The organism is Actinoplanes teichomyceticus ATCC 31121 (genome assembly GCF_003711105.1).
GTDB lineage: Bacteria > Actinomycetota > Actinomycetes > Mycobacteriales > Micromonosporaceae > Actinoplanes > Actinoplanes teichomyceticus.
The window spans coordinates 2775078-2790438 of sequence record NZ_CP023865.1 but is presented as its reverse complement, the minus strand read 5'-3'; the positions used below and the strand labels follow the sequence as shown (position 1 = coordinate 2790438).

Below are 15361 nucleotides of genomic sequence, written 5' to 3'. Positions count from 1 at the left end.
GCGGCGGTACCCAGCGGACCGGGATTTCACTCCCGCGCCCCTGCCGAGACGGCGGCAGCGGGTGCGGAGGCAGCAGGGGCGCCGGTTGCGTCGCGCGGCTATAGATGACGGATGCCATCTATAGTTGGGGCATGGGACGGGTGTCGCAGGCGCAGGCCAGGCAGAACCGGGAGCGGATCGTCGCGACGGCGGCCCGGCTCTTCCGGGAGCGCGGCGTCTCCGGGGTGAGCGTCGCCGACGTGAGCGCTGCCGCAGGGCTGACGCACGGCGGGTTCTACAAGCAGTTCGAGTCCAAGGACGCGCTGGTCGCCGAGGCGATCGAGCACGCCTTCGCGGAACAGGCGGCGCGCCTGCGGGGCGCGGGCGAGACCGGCCGGGCGGCGGGAACCACGGGCCGGGCGGCGGGAGCCACGGGCCGGGCGGCGGGAGCCACGGGCCGGGCGGCGGGAGCCACGGGCCGGGCGGCGCCGGAGGGGGCCGAGGGCTCGCCGGAGCCAGGCGACCCGGGCGGGTCGCTCGATGCGCGGACGGTGCCGGAGGCGGCCGAGGGCTCGCCCGGGCGCGGTGACACCGACGGGTCGCTCGATGCGCGGGCGCGGCGGGCGTTCGTGGATGCGTACCTGTCGGCGGCGCATCGGGACGGGCCCGGCGCGGGCTGCCCCTCCGCCGGGTTCGCGGGCGATGTCGCCCGCGCGGCGGGGGGCGAGACAGCCCGGCGCGCCTACGCCGACGGGGTGGCGGCCTACGCCCGGATGCTGGGCCGGGACGGCGAACCGGACCTGGCCGCCGTCAGCACCATGGTCGGCGCCCTGCTGCTGGCCCGCGCCACCGCCGGCACCGAGCTCTCCGAACAGCTCCTCGCCGCGGCCCGGGAAGCCCTCGGCTGACCCGCGCCGAAGCCGACCCGCACCGAAGCCGGAGACCGGCACCGAAGCCGACCCGCACCGGGGCCGGGAACCGGACCGAAGCCGACCCGCACCGAAACCGGGAACCAGACCGAAACCGGGAACCCGCACCGAGGCCGGACCGCGCCGACCCTGACCCGCGCCGGAGCTGACGCGCCAAGGCTGGCGCGCGGACCGCTCAGGGCAGGGGCAGTCCCTGCTCCAGCAGGGCCAGCCCCTCCTGGAGGCGCTCGAGGTCCGCGTTCTCCAGCGACGTCTCACCGGTCATCCGGCCCGGCGGCAGCACCGCCATGACCACCCCGGTGACGGCGCCGCCGACCGCCCGGACCCGGATGTCGTCGGCCGGCAGGCCGACCCGCTCGGCGATCGCCCCGGTGATGAGGTCGAGGGCCTCGCCCATCTGGTGCAACGCCCGCGCCCGCAGCTCCGGGACCTGGGCGAACAACCGCTGGCGGCGCTGCTCGCTCGCCCACGCCTCGGCGGGGAGGCCGGCGAACACCTCGCGCATCGCGTGCCGCACCGCCCGGATCGGGGGCACCTCCGGCGGCTGGGCACGGATCGCGGCGACGATGAGCGGGTCGTAGTCGTCGGTCAGGATCACGTCCTCCTTGGCCGGGAAGTACCGGAAGAAGGTGCTCGGCGAGACCTCGGCCGCCTCGGCGATCTGCTCCACGGTGGTCGACGCGTACCCCTGCTCCTCGAACAACCGCATCGCGTGCTCGCGGATGGCGGCCCGGGTCTTCGCCTTCTTGCGCTCGCGCAGGCTGGTGGGGGTCGCGGTCATGCCCCCGATTCTGCCAGCACGCCCGGCTCCGCCCCGGTCGCCGGGCGAGGGCCGCGCCGGGGCAGGATCAGCGCGAGCAGCACCCCCACCGCGGCGACCACGCCGCTGGTGATCAGGGCGGCGGCCATGCCGTCGGTGAACGCGTGGCGCACCGTGTCCAGCATCCCGGGATCGCCGGCCTGCTGGGCGACCGCGACCCCGGAGGCGGCGCTGTCGCGGGCCGCGGCCGGCAGGCCGGCGGCGTCCACCCGGTCGCGGTATCCGGCGTTGAGCACGGTGCCGAGCACGGCGACACCGACCGCGCTACCGACCTGGCGCATCGCCTGGATCAGGCCGTTGCCGACGCCGCTGCGGTGCGGGGTGAGCGCGGCGAGCGCGGCGCTCATGGCGGGCGGCATGGTGAAGCCGAGGCCGACCCCGGCGACGGTGATCCACGCGGCGACGTAGCCGTAGCCGGTGTCCACGCCGGTGCGGGCGCCGGCCAGCAGCGCCACGGCCATCATGGTCAGGCCGACGGCGACCACCACGCGGGTCCCGGCCCGGGCCACCAGCGCGTCGGCGAGCCGGGCGCCGACCATCAGGCCGCCGATGACCGGGAGCAGGCGCACGCCGGTGCCGAGCGCGTCCTGAGCGCCGACCGCCTGGAAGAGCTGCGGCAGCGCGAAGAGCAGGCCGAAGAACGCGAAGTTGGCGATCGTGGCCAGGATCGAGCCGCCGGTGAAGCCGCGGGAGCGGAACAGGTCCAGGTCGATCAGCGGCGCACTCGCGCGCCGCTGCCAGATCGCCAGGGCGATCAGGGCGGCGGCGCCGACGCCGAGGGCCAGCAGGGACCGCGCCTCGTCCGGGCCGCGTTCGCCGGCTTCGATGATCCCGTACGTCATCGCCACCAGCCCGGTCGCGGAGAGCAGCACACCGGGCAAGTCCAGCCGGCGCTGCCGGTCGCCGTACGACTCGGGCACCCAGGCGCTGACGGCGAGCAGCCCGAACCCGACGATCGGCAGGTTGATCAGGAAGACCGAGCCCCACCAGAAGTGGTCGAGCAGCCAGCCGCCGAGCAGCGGGCCGAGCGGGATGCCCAGCGCGTTCGCGCTCACCCAGACGGACAGCGCGCGGGGCCGGGACGCGTCGTCGAAGACGACGGTGAGCACCGCACCGATCAACGGCATGATCACCGCGGAGGCGAGGCCGAGGACGGCTCGTGCGGCGATCAGCTGCCCCGCGCCGGTGGCCCAGGCGCACCAGGCGGATGCGGCGCCGAACAGCACGAGCGCGCCGAGCAGGAACCGCTTGCGCCCGAACCGGTCGCCGAGCATCCCGGCCGGCAGCAGCGCGGCGGCCAGGACCAGCAGGTACGAGGTGGTGAACCACTGCAGGTCACCGGTGGATGCGCCGAGGTCGCGGGCCAGGGTGGGCAGCGCGACGCTGAGCACCGTGCCGTCGAGGCCGACGGCGAGTGTGCAGAACGCCATGGCGGCGAGCGCGAGCCAGCGCGCTTTCGAGGAAGCCATAATCTGAGAGTGTCTGTCAAAAGAAAGTCACTCCCACTTTACTGTGAGCGGCCTCAGGAACGGGCGCGTCTTCCCTACAGTTCTCCCTGGCTGTGTGAGGATCATGGATCGCGCTGTGGGGGGTGGGGATCGCCATGAAGAAGGTGCTCGGCTGGGTGCTGCTGTTCCTGCTGGTGTTCTGGATCGGCACCAGCCCCGGGCCGGCCGCCGACGTGGCGCGCAGCATCGGCGACGGCTTCGCGGAGATCTTCACCAACATCGGCACGTTCTTCGTCGATCTCGCCCGGGGCTGAGCCGCTCGGCCGAACGGCTCGTGCGCCCCGGCCGACACCCTGGTCATGCCGTCCGGGAAGTCCATTGACGACATCGCGCGGCCGCGCCTACCGTCGTGCGATCAGGATGCGCTCCGCACACCCCGGACGGACGCCGATGACCACGTTGCACACTCCCGGCCCGGCGCCCGGCGCCCCGCTCTCCATGCCGCTGTACACGCGCTCCAGTGATCGGCTGAGCAACACCACCCGCTATCTGTGCAGCGCCGCCTTCCTCGTGCCCGGCTTCGCCGACGCGGTGGTGGACGAGCTGATCGGCGAGACCCGTCGGTCGGTCCCGCCGTCGCACGGCTTCGACCTCGACCCGATCGTCCGGCAGTGCTTCCGGGTCCGCCGCCGCAACGCGGCGCGGCACGCCATCGCGACGGCCCTGCTGATCGCGGCCGCGCTGTGCAGCCCGGCGACCGTGCTCGCGGTCGCGGCGCTCGGCGCGGTGGTGGCGTTCGCCCGCTCGGACAGCCTGCGGCAGCTGCTGCGCCGCCTCCGGCTGACCCGGCTCCGCTGGCTCGTCTCCGGACTGCTGGCCGCCTGCGGGGCGATGCTGATCCTCCAGCTGTGGGACCTCGCCGAGGAGTACGGCCCGGCCGGCTCCACCGACCGTCCGGACCGGCCGTGGATGGCCCTGCTCCTGCTGCTGGCGATCGCCGCGATGTCGGTCCTCCACCGCCGCGCGGACTACCGGATCGTCACCACCGAGTTCGCCCCGGGCGCCGCGCACCAGCGCCGCCGGATGCGGGACAGCATGATCGAGGACCGGCTGGCGCTGATCGCCGCCGCGCAGCGGGGCAACGTGGTGGTGCACCACGACGACCCGTTCCTCGGCTGCGGCCGGGTCGAGCAGGGCTGGTCGTTCAGCATGACGCTGCGCCCGCGCACCCCGGACGGCAAGCGCCCGGAGCAGCCGGTGCACATCGACGCGGTGGCGCTGAACCGGCGGCTCAAGCACGCCATCGAGGCGATGCGCGCGCCCTGGCTGGACGAGGGCCAGCGGGTCGCCGGGCTGTCCGTCCGGTCGTACGTGGTGGCCGACGGGATCCGCGACGAGAACGACCCGGTGCTCGACCCGACCACCCGGATGCCGTACACGATGGCCGACGACGCCACCGTGGACGCGATCGTGGCCAATCCGCAGGGCGGGCTCCGGCAGTACCTGCGGGTGGTCATCCCGGTGCGCGGCAAGGACATCCAGGATCAGCACGACCGGGTCATCCTGGGCGCGCAGGCGCTGGGCATCTCGGTCAGCGCGTTCGTGCACGTCGCGGTCGAGGGCGGGATGCTCTACGCGGAGTTCCTCGGCACCGTGCTGCCGCCGCTGCGCCCGGAGTGCCGGCTGGCCGACAGCCTGCGCCCGGAGAAGGCCGGGTCGTACGCCCTGGCCGCCGCCCTGCGTACCGTCGTCGTCGACGTGGTGGCCGGCCCGGTCCGGCTGGTCCGGTCGATCGGCGCGGCGGTCGCGCTGCGCTGGGCGATGCACCGCTCGGACAGCGCGGCGGACGAGTTCCGGACCCACGACTACGGCGCCCGGATCAGCGTGCGCGACCTCGCCTCCTCCCCCGCCCCGGAGAGCTACCTGCAGAAGCTCGACGGCATCAAGTACGTCAAGCTGGTCGACCGGATCGTCGGCGAGGCGATCATCGACTATCTCGTCGAGGCGGGCGTCGACCCGCTCGAGTTCCGCCAGGCGGTCAACCAGATCACGCTGCAGAACAGCAGCCTCGTCCAGGTCGGCACGATCGTCGGCGGGCAGAACAACTTCGGTGGCAGCGGCAACGTGTTCACCACGAGCGGAGGGACCCCGGATGCCTGACTCGCACAACTTCCACATCGGCGCCGTCAGCGGCGGCCAGAACAACTTCGGCGGCCACGACAACGTCTTCAACCAGCAGAACAACGGGCTCGACGCGGCCGGGGTGACCCGGCTGCTCAGCCGGGTACGCACCAACCTGGGTGATTTCCCGGACCCGGAGGCGGCCGGCCGCAGCCTGGCCGAGGTCGAGGCCGCGGCGCCGGAGGAGCTGGCCCGGCCGGGCCGGGCCCGGGCCGCGCTGGAGGAGCTCCTCCGGTACGCCCGTCCGGGCACCGAGGCGCTGACCGCCCTGACCGCCCTGGTCACCGCGATCGGCGGGGTGACCGGCTAGCGCCTCGTCCTTGAACGCCGGCCGTGTAATCCGTCGGTTCTGAGGTTGTTTCGGGCAGGCTGTCCTCGCGCGCTGGTTGTGCGTTCCACCAGGGTCCCGATCGCGGATCGGTCCAGTCCGATGATGAGGTCCCCCTCCCCATGCCCCGGCATTGCGCGGTCCTCGGCCTCGGCGGGCCGTTCGCTGATCGTCACTTCCGGGGTGACCATGCCGTCGTGAGGCCGCCGGGCTCGGGCGCGTGGCACCCGATCCTTCCGACGCCTCCCCCGCCGCCAAGTCGTCACCACGGTCAAGGAGATACCGATCCAGCTGCGCAGCGGCGAGCAGATAGTTGTAGCGGGTTATCTCCGGGTGATTACCGGCCCACAGCGGCGTGTTCTGCACCGCGCCTTCGCGGGGCCCGACCGCTCGGGTCGCCGGTCGTCACGGGCGGGGATCCGCGGGGCACGATGATTGCCCGGGAGGGGCGGGAACCCGCCGCCCGACGACACGGCGCAGGCGGGACGGGCTAACGTCAGACGACATCGCCCGGTGAGGGAAGAGCGCGCATGGGCAGCACCCGACGGCCGGCCGAGGGACGCGTGGAGGCCGCACGGGCAGTCGCACCCGCCGCCACGGCCAGGTGGACCGGTGGCGGCGACCCGGGGCTGCCAGCGCTGCGACGCACGATCGGGAACCGGGCGGCCGGCGACCTGCTGGCGGCCCGCAGCCACGACGCCGGATGCGGTGACGGGTGCAGGCATGGCGGCTCGGGGAGTGCGGACAGTCTGGTGGATGCCGCACTCCGGGGCGGCGGGCGCCCGCTGGAGACGCCGTTCCAGCGCGAGATGGAGCCGACCTTCCCGCCGGACCTCTCGGCAGTCCGGGAGTTCCGCGGTCCGGCTGCCGAGCGGGCCGCCTCGGCGGTGGACGCCAAGGCCTTCACGATTGGCAACGCCATCGTGTACGGAGCCGGCGGCCAGAGCCGGGAGACCCGGATCCACGAGCTGACGCACGTGGCGAACCGATCACCACCGCGGGCTCGACGGTCGGCGGGGTGGACGTCACGAACCCGGGCGGTGCCGGTGAGCGCGAGGCGGAGGCGAACGCCCGGCGGATCGCCGCCGGCGGCCCCCGCATGGTCACCGGTGGGGAGAACTGAGATCTGCGGCACCGGCCACCGACTGTGATTCGGGCGACATCGAGGCAATGACCGTCACCGCCCGGCGGTAGCCGTACGGTCGTCGATTTCCCTGCTGAGGAACCGATAGGACCGAAACAGACCGGCATACACAGGGTCGCCGGTAACACGATATTTTCATACGCCGCCTCCCGTTGTTCCGCCCGCGTCGTTGATACTCACCCCGGTCGGGCACAGTATCTGTCCTCTTTGGTCATTCGCTGTTGCCCTGACGGCCCAGACGCACCCCATGCCCCACGGAGAGATCATGACGCTGCGCTGGTACTGTTTCGGCGGTTTCCGAGTCGAGGAGGACGGACGGGCTCTCGACCTCGGCGCCATCCGGCCACGCAGCCGCACCCTGTTGCGCTACCTGGCCGCGGCCGAGGGCCGCCCGGTGCACCGTGAGCAGATCATAGACGCGCTGTGGCCGGAGATGACCGCCGCCGGCGCGGTCAACAACCTTCACGTGGCGGTGTCGACGCTGCGCACGTTCCTCGAGCCGGGCGTGGCCCGCGGGGCGTCGCGCTACATCGTCCGCAGCGGGCCGACGTACCGGCTGGTCACCGAGACGATGGACCTCGACGTGGCGGCGTTCGCCCAGACGTACCGGGCCGGGCGGCGCGCCGCGGCGACCGACCCGGGCGAGGCGATCCGGCTGTTCCGGGCAGCGCTACAGCTTCACACCGACGATCTGCTCCCCGAGGAGGGACCGGCCGACTGGGTCGTCCCCAGCCGGGAACGGTACCGGGCACAGGCCGCGCACGCCGCCGAGAGGCTGGCCGACCTCGAGCTCGATGCCGGGCGGCCGGTGGCGGCGGCCCGGGCGGCACGGTGGGCGCTCGACCTCGACCAGCACCACGACGCGGGGTGGCGGCTGCTCATCGCGGCGCAGTTGCGGGCCGGGGATCGGGCCGCGGCGGAACGAAGCCGGCGGCAGTACGAGAATGTCCTGCGCACCCTCGGCGTCCCGCTCAACAGCCCCCTCAGGGTCGCTTGAACACCTCGATCTCGGCGATCGCCGGGACCTTGCCGCCGGTCAGGCCGTAACCGGACCTGACGGTCAGGCGCATCCGGGTCACGTCGCCGACGGCCATCTCGAAGGTCTGCGGACCGGATCGGTCGACCAGGTGCAACTCCCGGTCGGTGTGCTTGCCGTCCGGCGTCCAAAGGGTGAGCAGCACATCGGCCGGGCGGCCCTGACCGGCGTACTTCTGCTGCTGCGGGGAGACACCGCCGTGCACGATCAGGTTGAGCACCCGGATCGGCTTGTCGAACGTCAGCTCCACCCAGGCGCCCTTCCCCTTGCCCTCCGCCGGAGCCCAGTACCGATTGTTCAGCCCGTCGCTGATCAGCGAGGGGCCGTGCCCGCGGGCGGAACTGGATGCGGTGACGGCATCCGGGGTGACCAGCTTGGGAGTGGCGGTCCGGTCCCGGACGGCGTCGACCATGCGCGGGCCGTACTGCACGCCAGCCCACACCAGAGCCACCAGCAGGGCCAGGACGGCCAGGACGGCCAGCAGGCGGCGCAGCCGGCCGCGGTTCCGAGGCAGGCGCAGGCGGAAGCGGCGGCGGGTGCGCTCGACGGCCCGCTCCGCGCGCAGGGAGTGACCGCAGCGGCGGCAGAAGGCACGGTCGGCGGGATTGCGGGCTTCGCAGTTCGGGCAGGTGACCTCGCCCGCCATGTCCGGGACGTCGGCGAACTCGCGCAGGACGGGGCGCGGGGCGACGGGACGGCCCGGCTGGACCGCGCCGGGTTGGTCGGCGGTGGGATCCTTCGGTACGACGATGGGATCGGCTATCGGCCGGAGGGTGGCCTCGGCGACCGGGATGACCAGGGCGGCGGCGCGGCGCTGCGGGTCCGGCTCCTCGGGCTCCGGGGTCGCCGGCGTCTCCCTCGGGGCCTCCTGCGGCGTTTCGGCCGCCGCGGGCGGCTCCGGGCTCGCGGCCTCCTCTTCCGCCGGTCGCGGCTCCGACACAGGCGCCTCCGGCACCGCCGCCACCGGCCCGGAAGCCGCCGGTCGCGGCTCGGACACAGGCACCTCCGGCACCGCCCCCACCAGGCCGGAAGCCGCCGGTCGCGGCTCGGACACAGGCGCCTCCGGCACCGCCCCCACCAGGCCGGAAGCCGCCGGTCGCGGCTCGGACACAGGCGCCTCCGGCACCGCCCCCGGACCCGCGGGCACAGCCGCGACCGGCCCGGAAGCCGCCGGTCGCGGCGCGGCCGCGGCCCAGTCCAGGAACGCCCCGCACACCCCGCAGAACGCATCGCCCGGCGTGACCGGAGATCCGCAGTTGTCACACAACGTCATAGCGGCAACACCTCGACCCGGCACGGCACATGAGCCGGCCGATTCCCCTCGACGAACTCCCGGAGCCGCTCCACGAACACGTTCGACGGCTCCCCCACCCGTACCCGCACCAGCAGGTCCGGTTCCGCGCTCCCGGGCAGGGCGGTGCCCGGAGTCGCCGACCACGACGTGCCACCGCTCTCCACGATCTCCGCCTCGACCCCGAACACGTCCCGGATCTCCGCCCGCAGTCCGGCCGCGGTCCCGCGGATCCGATGCGTCGCGATCGCGGTGCTCACCGCGACCCGGCGCTGTCCGACGGGCCGGTCCGGCCCGGCCGTGGCGCCGACCCAGCCGCCCAGCCAGTCGACGAAGTCCTCCGGCGCGAGGGCCGGGGACAGGTACGCCCACAGACTGTCCAGCGTGGCCTGCACCGGCGCCAGCACCTGGTCGAAGCCGTCGGTCATACGCTGCGCCAACTCGTCCGCCGCGTACACGGCCGGCAGCCGCCGCCCCAACGGGTCCGGCGACCGCAGGCCCGGCACCGCGGCCCGCCGCCCGCTCATCGCTGCTCCACCCGGACCTGGTGCTGGTGCGAGAAGACCAGGGCGTGCCGGTCCAGCTCGATGCGGGTGACCTCGTCACCGCGCCGGCCGGTGAGCGGGTCGGCGGGAAACATCCGCACCTCCTCCACCACCTCGACACCCGGTAGCCGTTGCAGCACCCCGAACACCTCGCCCGAGTGCACTGGCCGGCCGAATGGCCACCCGCGCCCGTCCGGTCCGCCCTGGAGCGGGTCGAGATACCGGTACAGCGCCTCCTCGGCCTGGGCGCGCAGCCGCACCGCGGACGCGTCCGGGCGGGGCCGCAGCCGGGCCACCACGGTGACGCCCTGGTAGAACGGCGGCTCCACGACCAGCCTGGCGCCGATCGGCCGGCGGGCGTCCAGGTCGGCGGCGATGGTGGCCAGCATGGTGTCGTCGGGCACCAGGTCCTCGAACGGGAGCCGCCCGGTCTCGTCCGGCACCGCGGCCGGCACGACGAGCAGCCGCACGCCCCCGGCCGCGCTGCCGTCCCCGGCCGGCAGGCACCGGACCCGGGCCGCGGCCGGCGCCGCCTGCCGGGCGAGCAGCTCGTAGTCGGCCGCGGTGACCGCCCGGTCCTGGGCGCGCAACTGCACCGGGCCACGGATGCGGGCCTCGGCCACCGTCTCGCCGTCCACCCCGCCGAGGGCCGGGTTGCGGTTCTCCACCACGCTGACGTACGGAATCGAGCTGCGCAGCACCGACAGCGCCCGCCGCGCCACGTTCCCCTGCCGCCCGCCACCGGTCCGGTACCGGCGGATCCGCACCCGGGCACCGACCGCCGGCACCGCGCCGTACTGCCGCAGCGTGCCGTCCGCCTGCCGCACCGCCGGCCCGAAGCCGATCTCGCCGATGGTGCGATCGACGGTCACGTGCCGGTCGAAGGGCTCCGAGCCGGCGAAGTTGTCCACCTCGGTCCAGCGCGTCCAGGAGTCCCCGTCCGAGGTCTCGACCACCAGCGGTTCGGCGCCGGCGACGATCGGCGGCCGCGACACCAGGAAGCACTGTCCCGGAACACCCTCCGAGTCGCCCAGCATCTCCTCGCTGACGGTCTCGGCGTGCATCGCCGGTGTCGTGCCGCCGATGGTGGCCGCGGTGACCGCCCGCACGGTCGGCGACTGCGCGTAGGACGGCTGTCCCGGCTCCGGTTCGACGAGCCGGCAACGCAGCCACCCGGCCACCTGACCGGCCTGCACCGACGTGACGTGGCCTGCGGGCACGTGCAGGATCACGTCGCCCGGCTTGTTGAGGCCACCGGTGTCGTCCCGTTCGACGTCGCAGGCCGCCCAGCCCTCGCCGGTCCACGCCTCCCAGACCAGGGGCGGCTGCCGCGGGTCGACGCCGACGCCCTCCACCCGGCTGTCCAGCTCGAGCAGCACCGCGCAGGACGGCACCGGCGCGGAGAGGCCGAGGAGCAGACTGTCGCCGACCGCCGGCGTCTGCTGGAAGACCGACATGTCCCGGCCGTCGATCACCGCGTCCAGCAGGTCCGCCGGCGGGCCCGCGACCGGATGCCGGCGGAGCCGGGTGAGCCGGCACGGCACGATCGCCAGGTCGGCCGAGGTGGTGAAGACGACGGCGTCCTCGGTGACGGTCCGCTCGGTCGCCACCTCGGTGCCGGCCGGCACCAGCACGGGCTGTTCCTGCGGGCCGGACAACCAGAACGTGACGCCGCCGCGGGCCGCCGCCGGCGGGAAGAGCCGGACCCCGATCAGGTCGAGGAAGGCCAGGTAGTTCTTGTCGGGCACTCGGTTGAGCCGGTAGATCAACTGATCGACCATGTGCGCGAACGCCTCGATCAACGTCACGCCGGGATCCGACACGTTGTGGTCGCTCCACTCGGGAGCGCGCTGCTGGATGAACTTCTTGGCCTCGTCGACGAGCTGCTGGAAGCGTCGGTCGTCGAGGTTCGGTGCGGGCAGCGGCATCAGGCGGCGCTCTCTTCGGCGGCGTCGTCGTGCGACGGGATGACGTAGAACGGGAAGACCAGGTTGCGCGGGTCGTTGGTGCCCCGGATGGTGTAGCGCACGTCGATGTAGAGCACACCGGCGTCCTCGTCGTCGAAGCCGACCACCACGTCGCTGACGTCGATCCGGGGCTCCCAGCGGTCCAGCGCGCGGCGCACCTCGAAGGCGACCCGCCCGGCGGTGTTCTCGTCCGCCGGCGCGAAGACGTACTCGTGCACGCCGCAGCCGAACTCCGGCCGCATCGGCCGCTCGCCGGGAGCGGTGGCCAGGATCAACCTGATCGCCTCGGCGATCTCCCGTTCCCGGCTGACCAGCGCGATGCCGCCGGTGGCGTCGACCCGCAGCGGGAACGCCCACCCGTTGCCGATGAACTGCTCGGCCACGTCAACCCCCGATCAGGACGGTCGGCGCGCCGGCCACGACGCGGGCGTTGCACACCACCTGGTCGAACTGCCGGACCGCCGGGAACCCACCGATCAGCACCTGACCGCCGATGCGCGGCGGCGTCGGCGGGCGGACCACGTTCGTCACCGCGAGGGCGTAGTGCGGCGTGCACACCCCGAGGGTGCCGACCACCGCGGCCGGTCTGCCGGCGATGAGCACGGACGGCACGCCCATCAGCGGCGGCGCGCCGGCGGCCGGCATGCCCTTCACCGGTGGGCCGCCGGCGGGGGTGCCGAGGACGCCGGTGGGCGGGCCGGGCACCATCGGGGCGGCCAGGTCGCTGATCGGATCACCGATGCGGGCTGCGGGTAAGTGCGGCATGGGAGTCCCCCGTCAGTTCAGCTTCACGATGGGCGCGTGGATGTCCGCCTCGACGGTGCCGGCCACCTCGACCCGCCGGCCCTTGAGCGTCAGGTCGCCGATTCCGGCGTCCAGGGTGATGCCGCGGCCGCGCACCTCGATGGCGCCGGTCGCGTCGATCTCGATCCTGCCGTCGGCATGCACGACGATCTTCTTGTTGCCCCGGTCCAGGAAGACGACGAGCTTGTCCCTGGCCGTGGCGAGGCGGATGCCCTTCGGGTTGAGCCGGGAGTCGAGCAGCTCCACCCGGTCGCCGGAGCGGGAACTGAACGAGCGCCGGTTCACCTTGCCGGTGGTCGGGTCGATGAGATTGGTCTGGTGCGGCGACGGGTCGTCCTTGCCGTTGTAGAGGCCACCGATGACGTACGGCCGGTCCAGCAGCCCCTGCTCGAACCCGACCAGCACCTCGTCGTTGATCTCCGGGCAGAAGACGCCGCCACCACCGACCCCGCCCAGCTGCACGGTCCGCACCCAGTCGGTCTGGTACTCGGTGTCGTCGGTCAGCCAGGGGAACCGGAGCCGGACCCAGCCCTGGTTCTTGCGCCTGGACGCGCGCCCGGCCTGGCGTGGATCGGCGTCCACCTTGGTGTCGGTGACGATACCGATCGCCATGCCGGGCACCCGGACCGGCCGGGCCGGGGCAGCGGATCCGCCGGCCAGTCCGTAGATCGACCGGTCCTGGCGGCCGCTGACCGTCACCCAGGTCTCGTAGACCGCGCCGGGCGCGAAGACGTGCCGGCTGGACGTGATGGTGTATCTCCCGTCGAACTCGGGGCCGACCTTCTGCAGCGACATCGGCACCCCGGCGCGCAGCTCGGGCCGGCCACGCACGCCCACCTCCAGCTCGGCCAGCGCGGCGGTCACGTCGGCGGCGACGGCCCCGGCCACCACCCGCGTCTCGGCCTCGGTCTCGTACGGCACGTCGGTCACGTTCAGCCCCGCACCACCCGAGCGGAACGGTTGGACCGCCTTCTGCGGCGTCGTCTTGATGTCGAGCTCGGTGCTGCCGGTGACCGGCAGGTACGTCTTGATCGACTTCTTCCGCACCGGATCCCATCCCCGTACGGTCACCGCCGGCACCTGCCCGACCGAGGTGACCGTGGAGCGGACCGCCAGCACGTTGTTGCCGGCCTCGATCACCTTGGGGCTCTGCTCGGCGGTCAGCCCGGCGCCCGGCGCGGTCGAGGCACGCTCGCTGGCCCGGAAGCAGAACTTGCCGTCGACCATCAGCACCTCGGCCTCGTTGTCGACGGCGAGCATCTTGAGGAAGTCCCAGTCGCTCACGTTCGGCTGGGTCAGCATGTCGTAGGAGCGGGCGAACGAGTCGATCCGCCCGATCGGCAGACCCGCGGCGCCGGCCAGCCGCCGGGCGATCATCGTCGGGGTCTGCTTCACGAAGCCCCGGACCCGCTGCCCGCGCATCAGCCGGTGGGAGAGGTCGAGCGCGCGGACCACCGAGAACGTCCCGTGCCCGTCGTGCTGCGACTCCAGGGTGACGACCTCGCCCTGGAAGAGCAGGATCGGCGCGGTGCGTCCCCGCCGTACGCGGACGGTCACCCTGGTCCCGATCCGCACCCCGTTCTCGGCGTAGAAGACGCCGTGCTCGTCGCGGAAGCGCAGCTCCGCGACGGCCGCGAGGTTGCTGCTGTCCTCCACGGTGGCCGAGACCAGCCGCCGCTCCCACTTCTTGGGCAGTTGCCCGGGGAGCCCGATCTGAAGGTTATTGACGTGGTCGGTGCCGGCGCCCACGCCTCACCCCTCCGCGGCCGGCAGCAGCAGCTGCCGCCCGGGCCGCAGCCGCACCGGGTCGTCGATGTCGTTGGCCTCCGCGATCACCCGCCAGGCGGTCGGATCGCCGTACTCGCGGTACGCCAGCATCTCCAGCGTGTCCCCGGCGACCAGGCGATGCACCCGCTGCGCGGTGAGCGTGCCGGAGGTCGGGTTCTGCCCCGGCGTCGACCCGCTGATCTCGGTCAGGGTCAGCGAGCACGTGGCCCGCAGCGGGGTGCCGTCCGGGTCGAACAGCTTGTACGTCGCGTCGATCTGGCTGACGTACGAGTAGAACGACACGGTCTGGAACTGTCCCCAGGTGAACTTGACCCACGGCGGCGACGGGGCCTTCGCCGCGATGCTCGCCTTGGTCGGCACGCAGCAGGTCAGCAGCTTCTCCACCCGCTCCTGCACGGACCGGTCGTGGGTGTCGGTGGCGTCCAGGAAGATCGTCAGGCTGAGCGTACGCGGCCCGGAGCCGCTGAACTCGGCCACGCCGACGTCCTCGGCGGCCCGCACCACGTGCGGAATCCAGTTCGCCGACTTGCTCAGCGAAAGCTCGTTCGGATTGAACATGAACCGGATCGGCCCGCCGAGTGGCCCACCCGGCTGGTCCCCACCGGCCGGCGGCGGTTGGTAGAGCTGGAGGCCCGCGGCCACTTTCCCGGTCCGGGCCATCAGCCGCTCACCTCGGTGAAACCGTGGTAGGCGAGTTCGATGCTCTCCGAGGCGACCTCGGAGCGGCTCGGGTCGAAGGTCGGCCCGGACCAGCGCACCAGCACGACGTCGGCCAGCCCCCACTGCACCAGCAGCGACCGGTCCGGTTTGAGCGCGGCGATCTCGGCGGTGCCGCGGCGCACCCGCTGCGGCAGCTTCGACAGGTACTTGAAGACCTTCTCGGTGTCGTCGGTCAGCGGCCGGGTCAGGGTCACGTTCGTGTAGACCAGGCGGGACGGCAGCTGCCAGACGAAGTCGTTGTTGCCACCCTCCTGGTGCTGCTCCAGCTCCACCTGGATGCCCAGGCCGTCGCAGGAGTTCCACTCGCCGAGGTCGATGCTGTCGATGCGCAGCCGGAAGTGAACGCTGGTACCGGGATCACTCATCTGGTCCTCCTTCTCG

Annotated in this window: 15 protein-coding genes and 2 pseudogenes; 6 read left to right on the top strand and 11 right to left on the bottom strand. The window is 73.2% G+C overall.

The genetic code is table 11. The features are described from left to right. Window positions 1-131 precede the first annotated feature (131 nt). Complete coding sequence (locus tag ACTEI_RS38240; RefSeq protein WP_122977814.1) at window positions 132-887, top strand: TetR/AcrR family transcriptional regulator; 756 nt, start codon at window positions 132-134, stop codon at window positions 885-887. 196 nt (window positions 888-1083) lie between these two features. Here the strand turns inward: ACTEI_RS38240 and ACTEI_RS12505 are convergent, their stop codons facing one another. Next, entirely contained in the window at window positions 1084-1689 is a 606-nt protein-coding gene (locus tag ACTEI_RS12505) for an acyl-CoA-like ligand-binding transcription factor (RefSeq protein WP_122977813.1), read from the bottom strand. Continuing rightward, window positions 1686-3197 (bottom strand): MFS transporter, encoded by a 1512-nt coding sequence (locus tag ACTEI_RS12500; protein ID WP_122977812.1) that lies wholly within the window; start codon window positions 3195-3197, stop codon window positions 1686-1688. Before ACTEI_RS12500 ends, ACTEI_RS12505 begins: the two co-directional genes overlap by 4 nt. 134 nt (window positions 3198-3331) lie before the next feature. On the opposite strand from ACTEI_RS12500, the gene ACTEI_RS36920 reads away from it, so the two are divergent. The 3 genes from ACTEI_RS36920 (at window position 3332) to ACTEI_RS12490 (ending at window position 5667) form a co-directional block, all read left to right on the top strand. Then, entirely contained in the window at window positions 3332-3490 is a 159-nt protein-coding gene (locus ACTEI_RS36920; protein ID WP_164465927.1) for a hypothetical protein, read from the top strand. Window positions 3491-3626: 136 nt separating this feature from the next. After that, window positions 3627-5336, top strand: a complete 1710-nt coding sequence (locus tag ACTEI_RS12495) for a hypothetical protein (protein ID WP_145830865.1) — start codon at window positions 3627-3629, stop codon at window positions 5334-5336. Beyond that, entirely contained in the window at window positions 5329-5667 is a 339-nt protein-coding gene (locus ACTEI_RS12490) for a hypothetical protein (RefSeq protein WP_122977810.1), read from the top strand. Before ACTEI_RS12495 ends, ACTEI_RS12490 begins: the two co-directional genes overlap by 8 nt. Window positions 5668-5741: 74 nt before the next feature. Here ACTEI_RS12490 and ACTEI_RS39320 read toward each other — a convergent pair. After that, window positions 5742-5954: pseudogene (locus ACTEI_RS39320) on the bottom strand (IS30 family transposase); the annotation flags it as partial. Between the two features lie 261 nt (window positions 5955-6215). Between ACTEI_RS39320 and ACTEI_RS39315 the strand changes: the two are divergent. Beyond that, a pseudogene (locus ACTEI_RS39315) lies at window positions 6216-6614 on the top strand (eCIS core domain-containing protein); the annotation flags it as partial. Window positions 6615-7094: 480 nt separating this feature from the next. Beyond that, window positions 7095-7826 (top strand): AfsR/SARP family transcriptional regulator, encoded by a 732-nt coding sequence (locus ACTEI_RS12475; RefSeq protein WP_164465925.1) that lies wholly within the window; start codon window positions 7095-7097, stop codon window positions 7824-7826. Here the strand turns inward: ACTEI_RS12475 and ACTEI_RS12470 are convergent. From ACTEI_RS12470 to ACTEI_RS12435, 8 genes are all read right to left on the bottom strand, one after another. Next, the gene (locus ACTEI_RS12470; protein ID WP_145830864.1) at window positions 7813-8805 is read right to left on the bottom strand and encodes an NADase-type glycan-binding domain-containing protein; all 993 of its coding nucleotides are present in this window, start codon (window positions 8803-8805) and stop codon (window positions 7813-7815) included. The two genes, ACTEI_RS12475 and ACTEI_RS12470, sit on opposite strands and share 14 nt — an antisense overlap. Before the next feature lie 329 nt (window positions 8806-9134). Beyond that, the gene (locus ACTEI_RS12465; protein WP_122977806.1) at window positions 9135-9683 is read right to left on the bottom strand and encodes a phage tail protein; all 549 of its coding nucleotides are present in this window, start codon (window positions 9681-9683) and stop codon (window positions 9135-9137) included. Then, window positions 9680-11629 (bottom strand): putative baseplate assembly protein, encoded by a 1950-nt coding sequence (locus tag ACTEI_RS12460; protein WP_122977805.1) that lies wholly within the window; start codon window positions 11627-11629, stop codon window positions 9680-9682. The genes ACTEI_RS12465 and ACTEI_RS12460 overlap by 4 nt, the downstream gene beginning before the upstream one ends. After that, window positions 11629-12051 (bottom strand): GPW/gp25 family protein, encoded by a 423-nt coding sequence (locus tag ACTEI_RS12455; RefSeq protein ID WP_122977804.1) that lies wholly within the window; start codon window positions 12049-12051, stop codon window positions 11629-11631. Before ACTEI_RS12455 ends, ACTEI_RS12460 begins: the two co-directional genes overlap by 1 nt. 1 nt (window position 12052) lies before the next feature. Then, entirely contained in the window at window positions 12053-12433 is a 381-nt protein-coding gene (locus tag ACTEI_RS12450) for a PAAR domain-containing protein (RefSeq protein ID WP_122977803.1), read from the bottom strand. Between the two features lie 12 nt (window positions 12434-12445). After that, the gene (locus ACTEI_RS12445) at window positions 12446-14221 is read right to left on the bottom strand and encodes a VgrG-related protein (RefSeq protein WP_122977802.1); all 1776 of its coding nucleotides are present in this window, start codon (window positions 14219-14221) and stop codon (window positions 12446-12448) included. Between the two features lie 3 nt (window positions 14222-14224). Further along, window positions 14225-14818, bottom strand: a complete 594-nt coding sequence (locus ACTEI_RS12440) for a CIS tube protein (protein WP_203723716.1) — start codon at window positions 14816-14818, stop codon at window positions 14225-14227. Window positions 14819-14919: 101 nt separating this feature from the next. Next, entirely contained in the window at window positions 14920-15345 is a 426-nt protein-coding gene (locus tag ACTEI_RS12435) for a phage tail protein (protein ID WP_122977800.1), read from the bottom strand. Window positions 15346-15361 lie beyond the last annotated feature (16 nt).

Coding starts and splice junctions, on each gene's coding strand:
- ACTEI_RS12500 (WP_122977812.1), bottom strand. CDS start 3,197: ATGGCTTCCTCGAAAGCGCGCTGGCTCGCGCTCGCCGCCATGGCGTTC.
- ACTEI_RS12505 (WP_122977813.1), bottom strand. CDS start 1,689: ATGACCGCGACCCCCACCAGCCTGCGCGAGCGCAAGAAGGCGAAGACC.
- ACTEI_RS12440 (WP_203723716.1), bottom strand. CDS start 14,818: ATGTTCAATCCGAACGAGCTTTCGCTGAGCAAGTCGGCGAACTGGATT.
- ACTEI_RS12460 (WP_122977805.1), bottom strand. CDS start 11,629: ATGCCGCTGCCCGCACCGAACCTCGACGACCGACGCTTCCAGCAGCTC.
- ACTEI_RS12465 (WP_122977806.1), bottom strand. CDS start 9,683: ATGAGCGGGCGGCGGGCCGCGGTGCCGGGCCTGCGGTCGCCGGACCCG.
- ACTEI_RS12495 (WP_145830865.1), top strand. CDS start 3,627: ATGACCACGTTGCACACTCCCGGCCCGGCGCCCGGCGCCCCGCTCTCC.
- ACTEI_RS12475 (WP_164465925.1), top strand. CDS start 7,095: ATGACGCTGCGCTGGTACTGTTTCGGCGGTTTCCGAGTCGAGGAGGAC.
- ACTEI_RS12435 (WP_122977800.1), bottom strand. CDS start 15,345: ATGAGTGATCCCGGTACCAGCGTTCACTTCCGGCTGCGCATCGACAGC.
- ACTEI_RS12490 (WP_122977810.1), top strand. CDS start 5,329: ATGCCTGACTCGCACAACTTCCACATCGGCGCCGTCAGCGGCGGCCAG.
- ACTEI_RS36920 (WP_164465927.1), top strand. CDS start 3,332: ATGAAGAAGGTGCTCGGCTGGGTGCTGCTGTTCCTGCTGGTGTTCTGG.
- ACTEI_RS38240 (WP_122977814.1), top strand. CDS start 132: ATGGGACGGGTGTCGCAGGCGCAGGCCAGGCAGAACCGGGAGCGGATC.
- ACTEI_RS12450 (WP_122977803.1), bottom strand. CDS start 12,433: ATGCCGCACTTACCCGCAGCCCGCATCGGTGATCCGATCAGCGACCTG.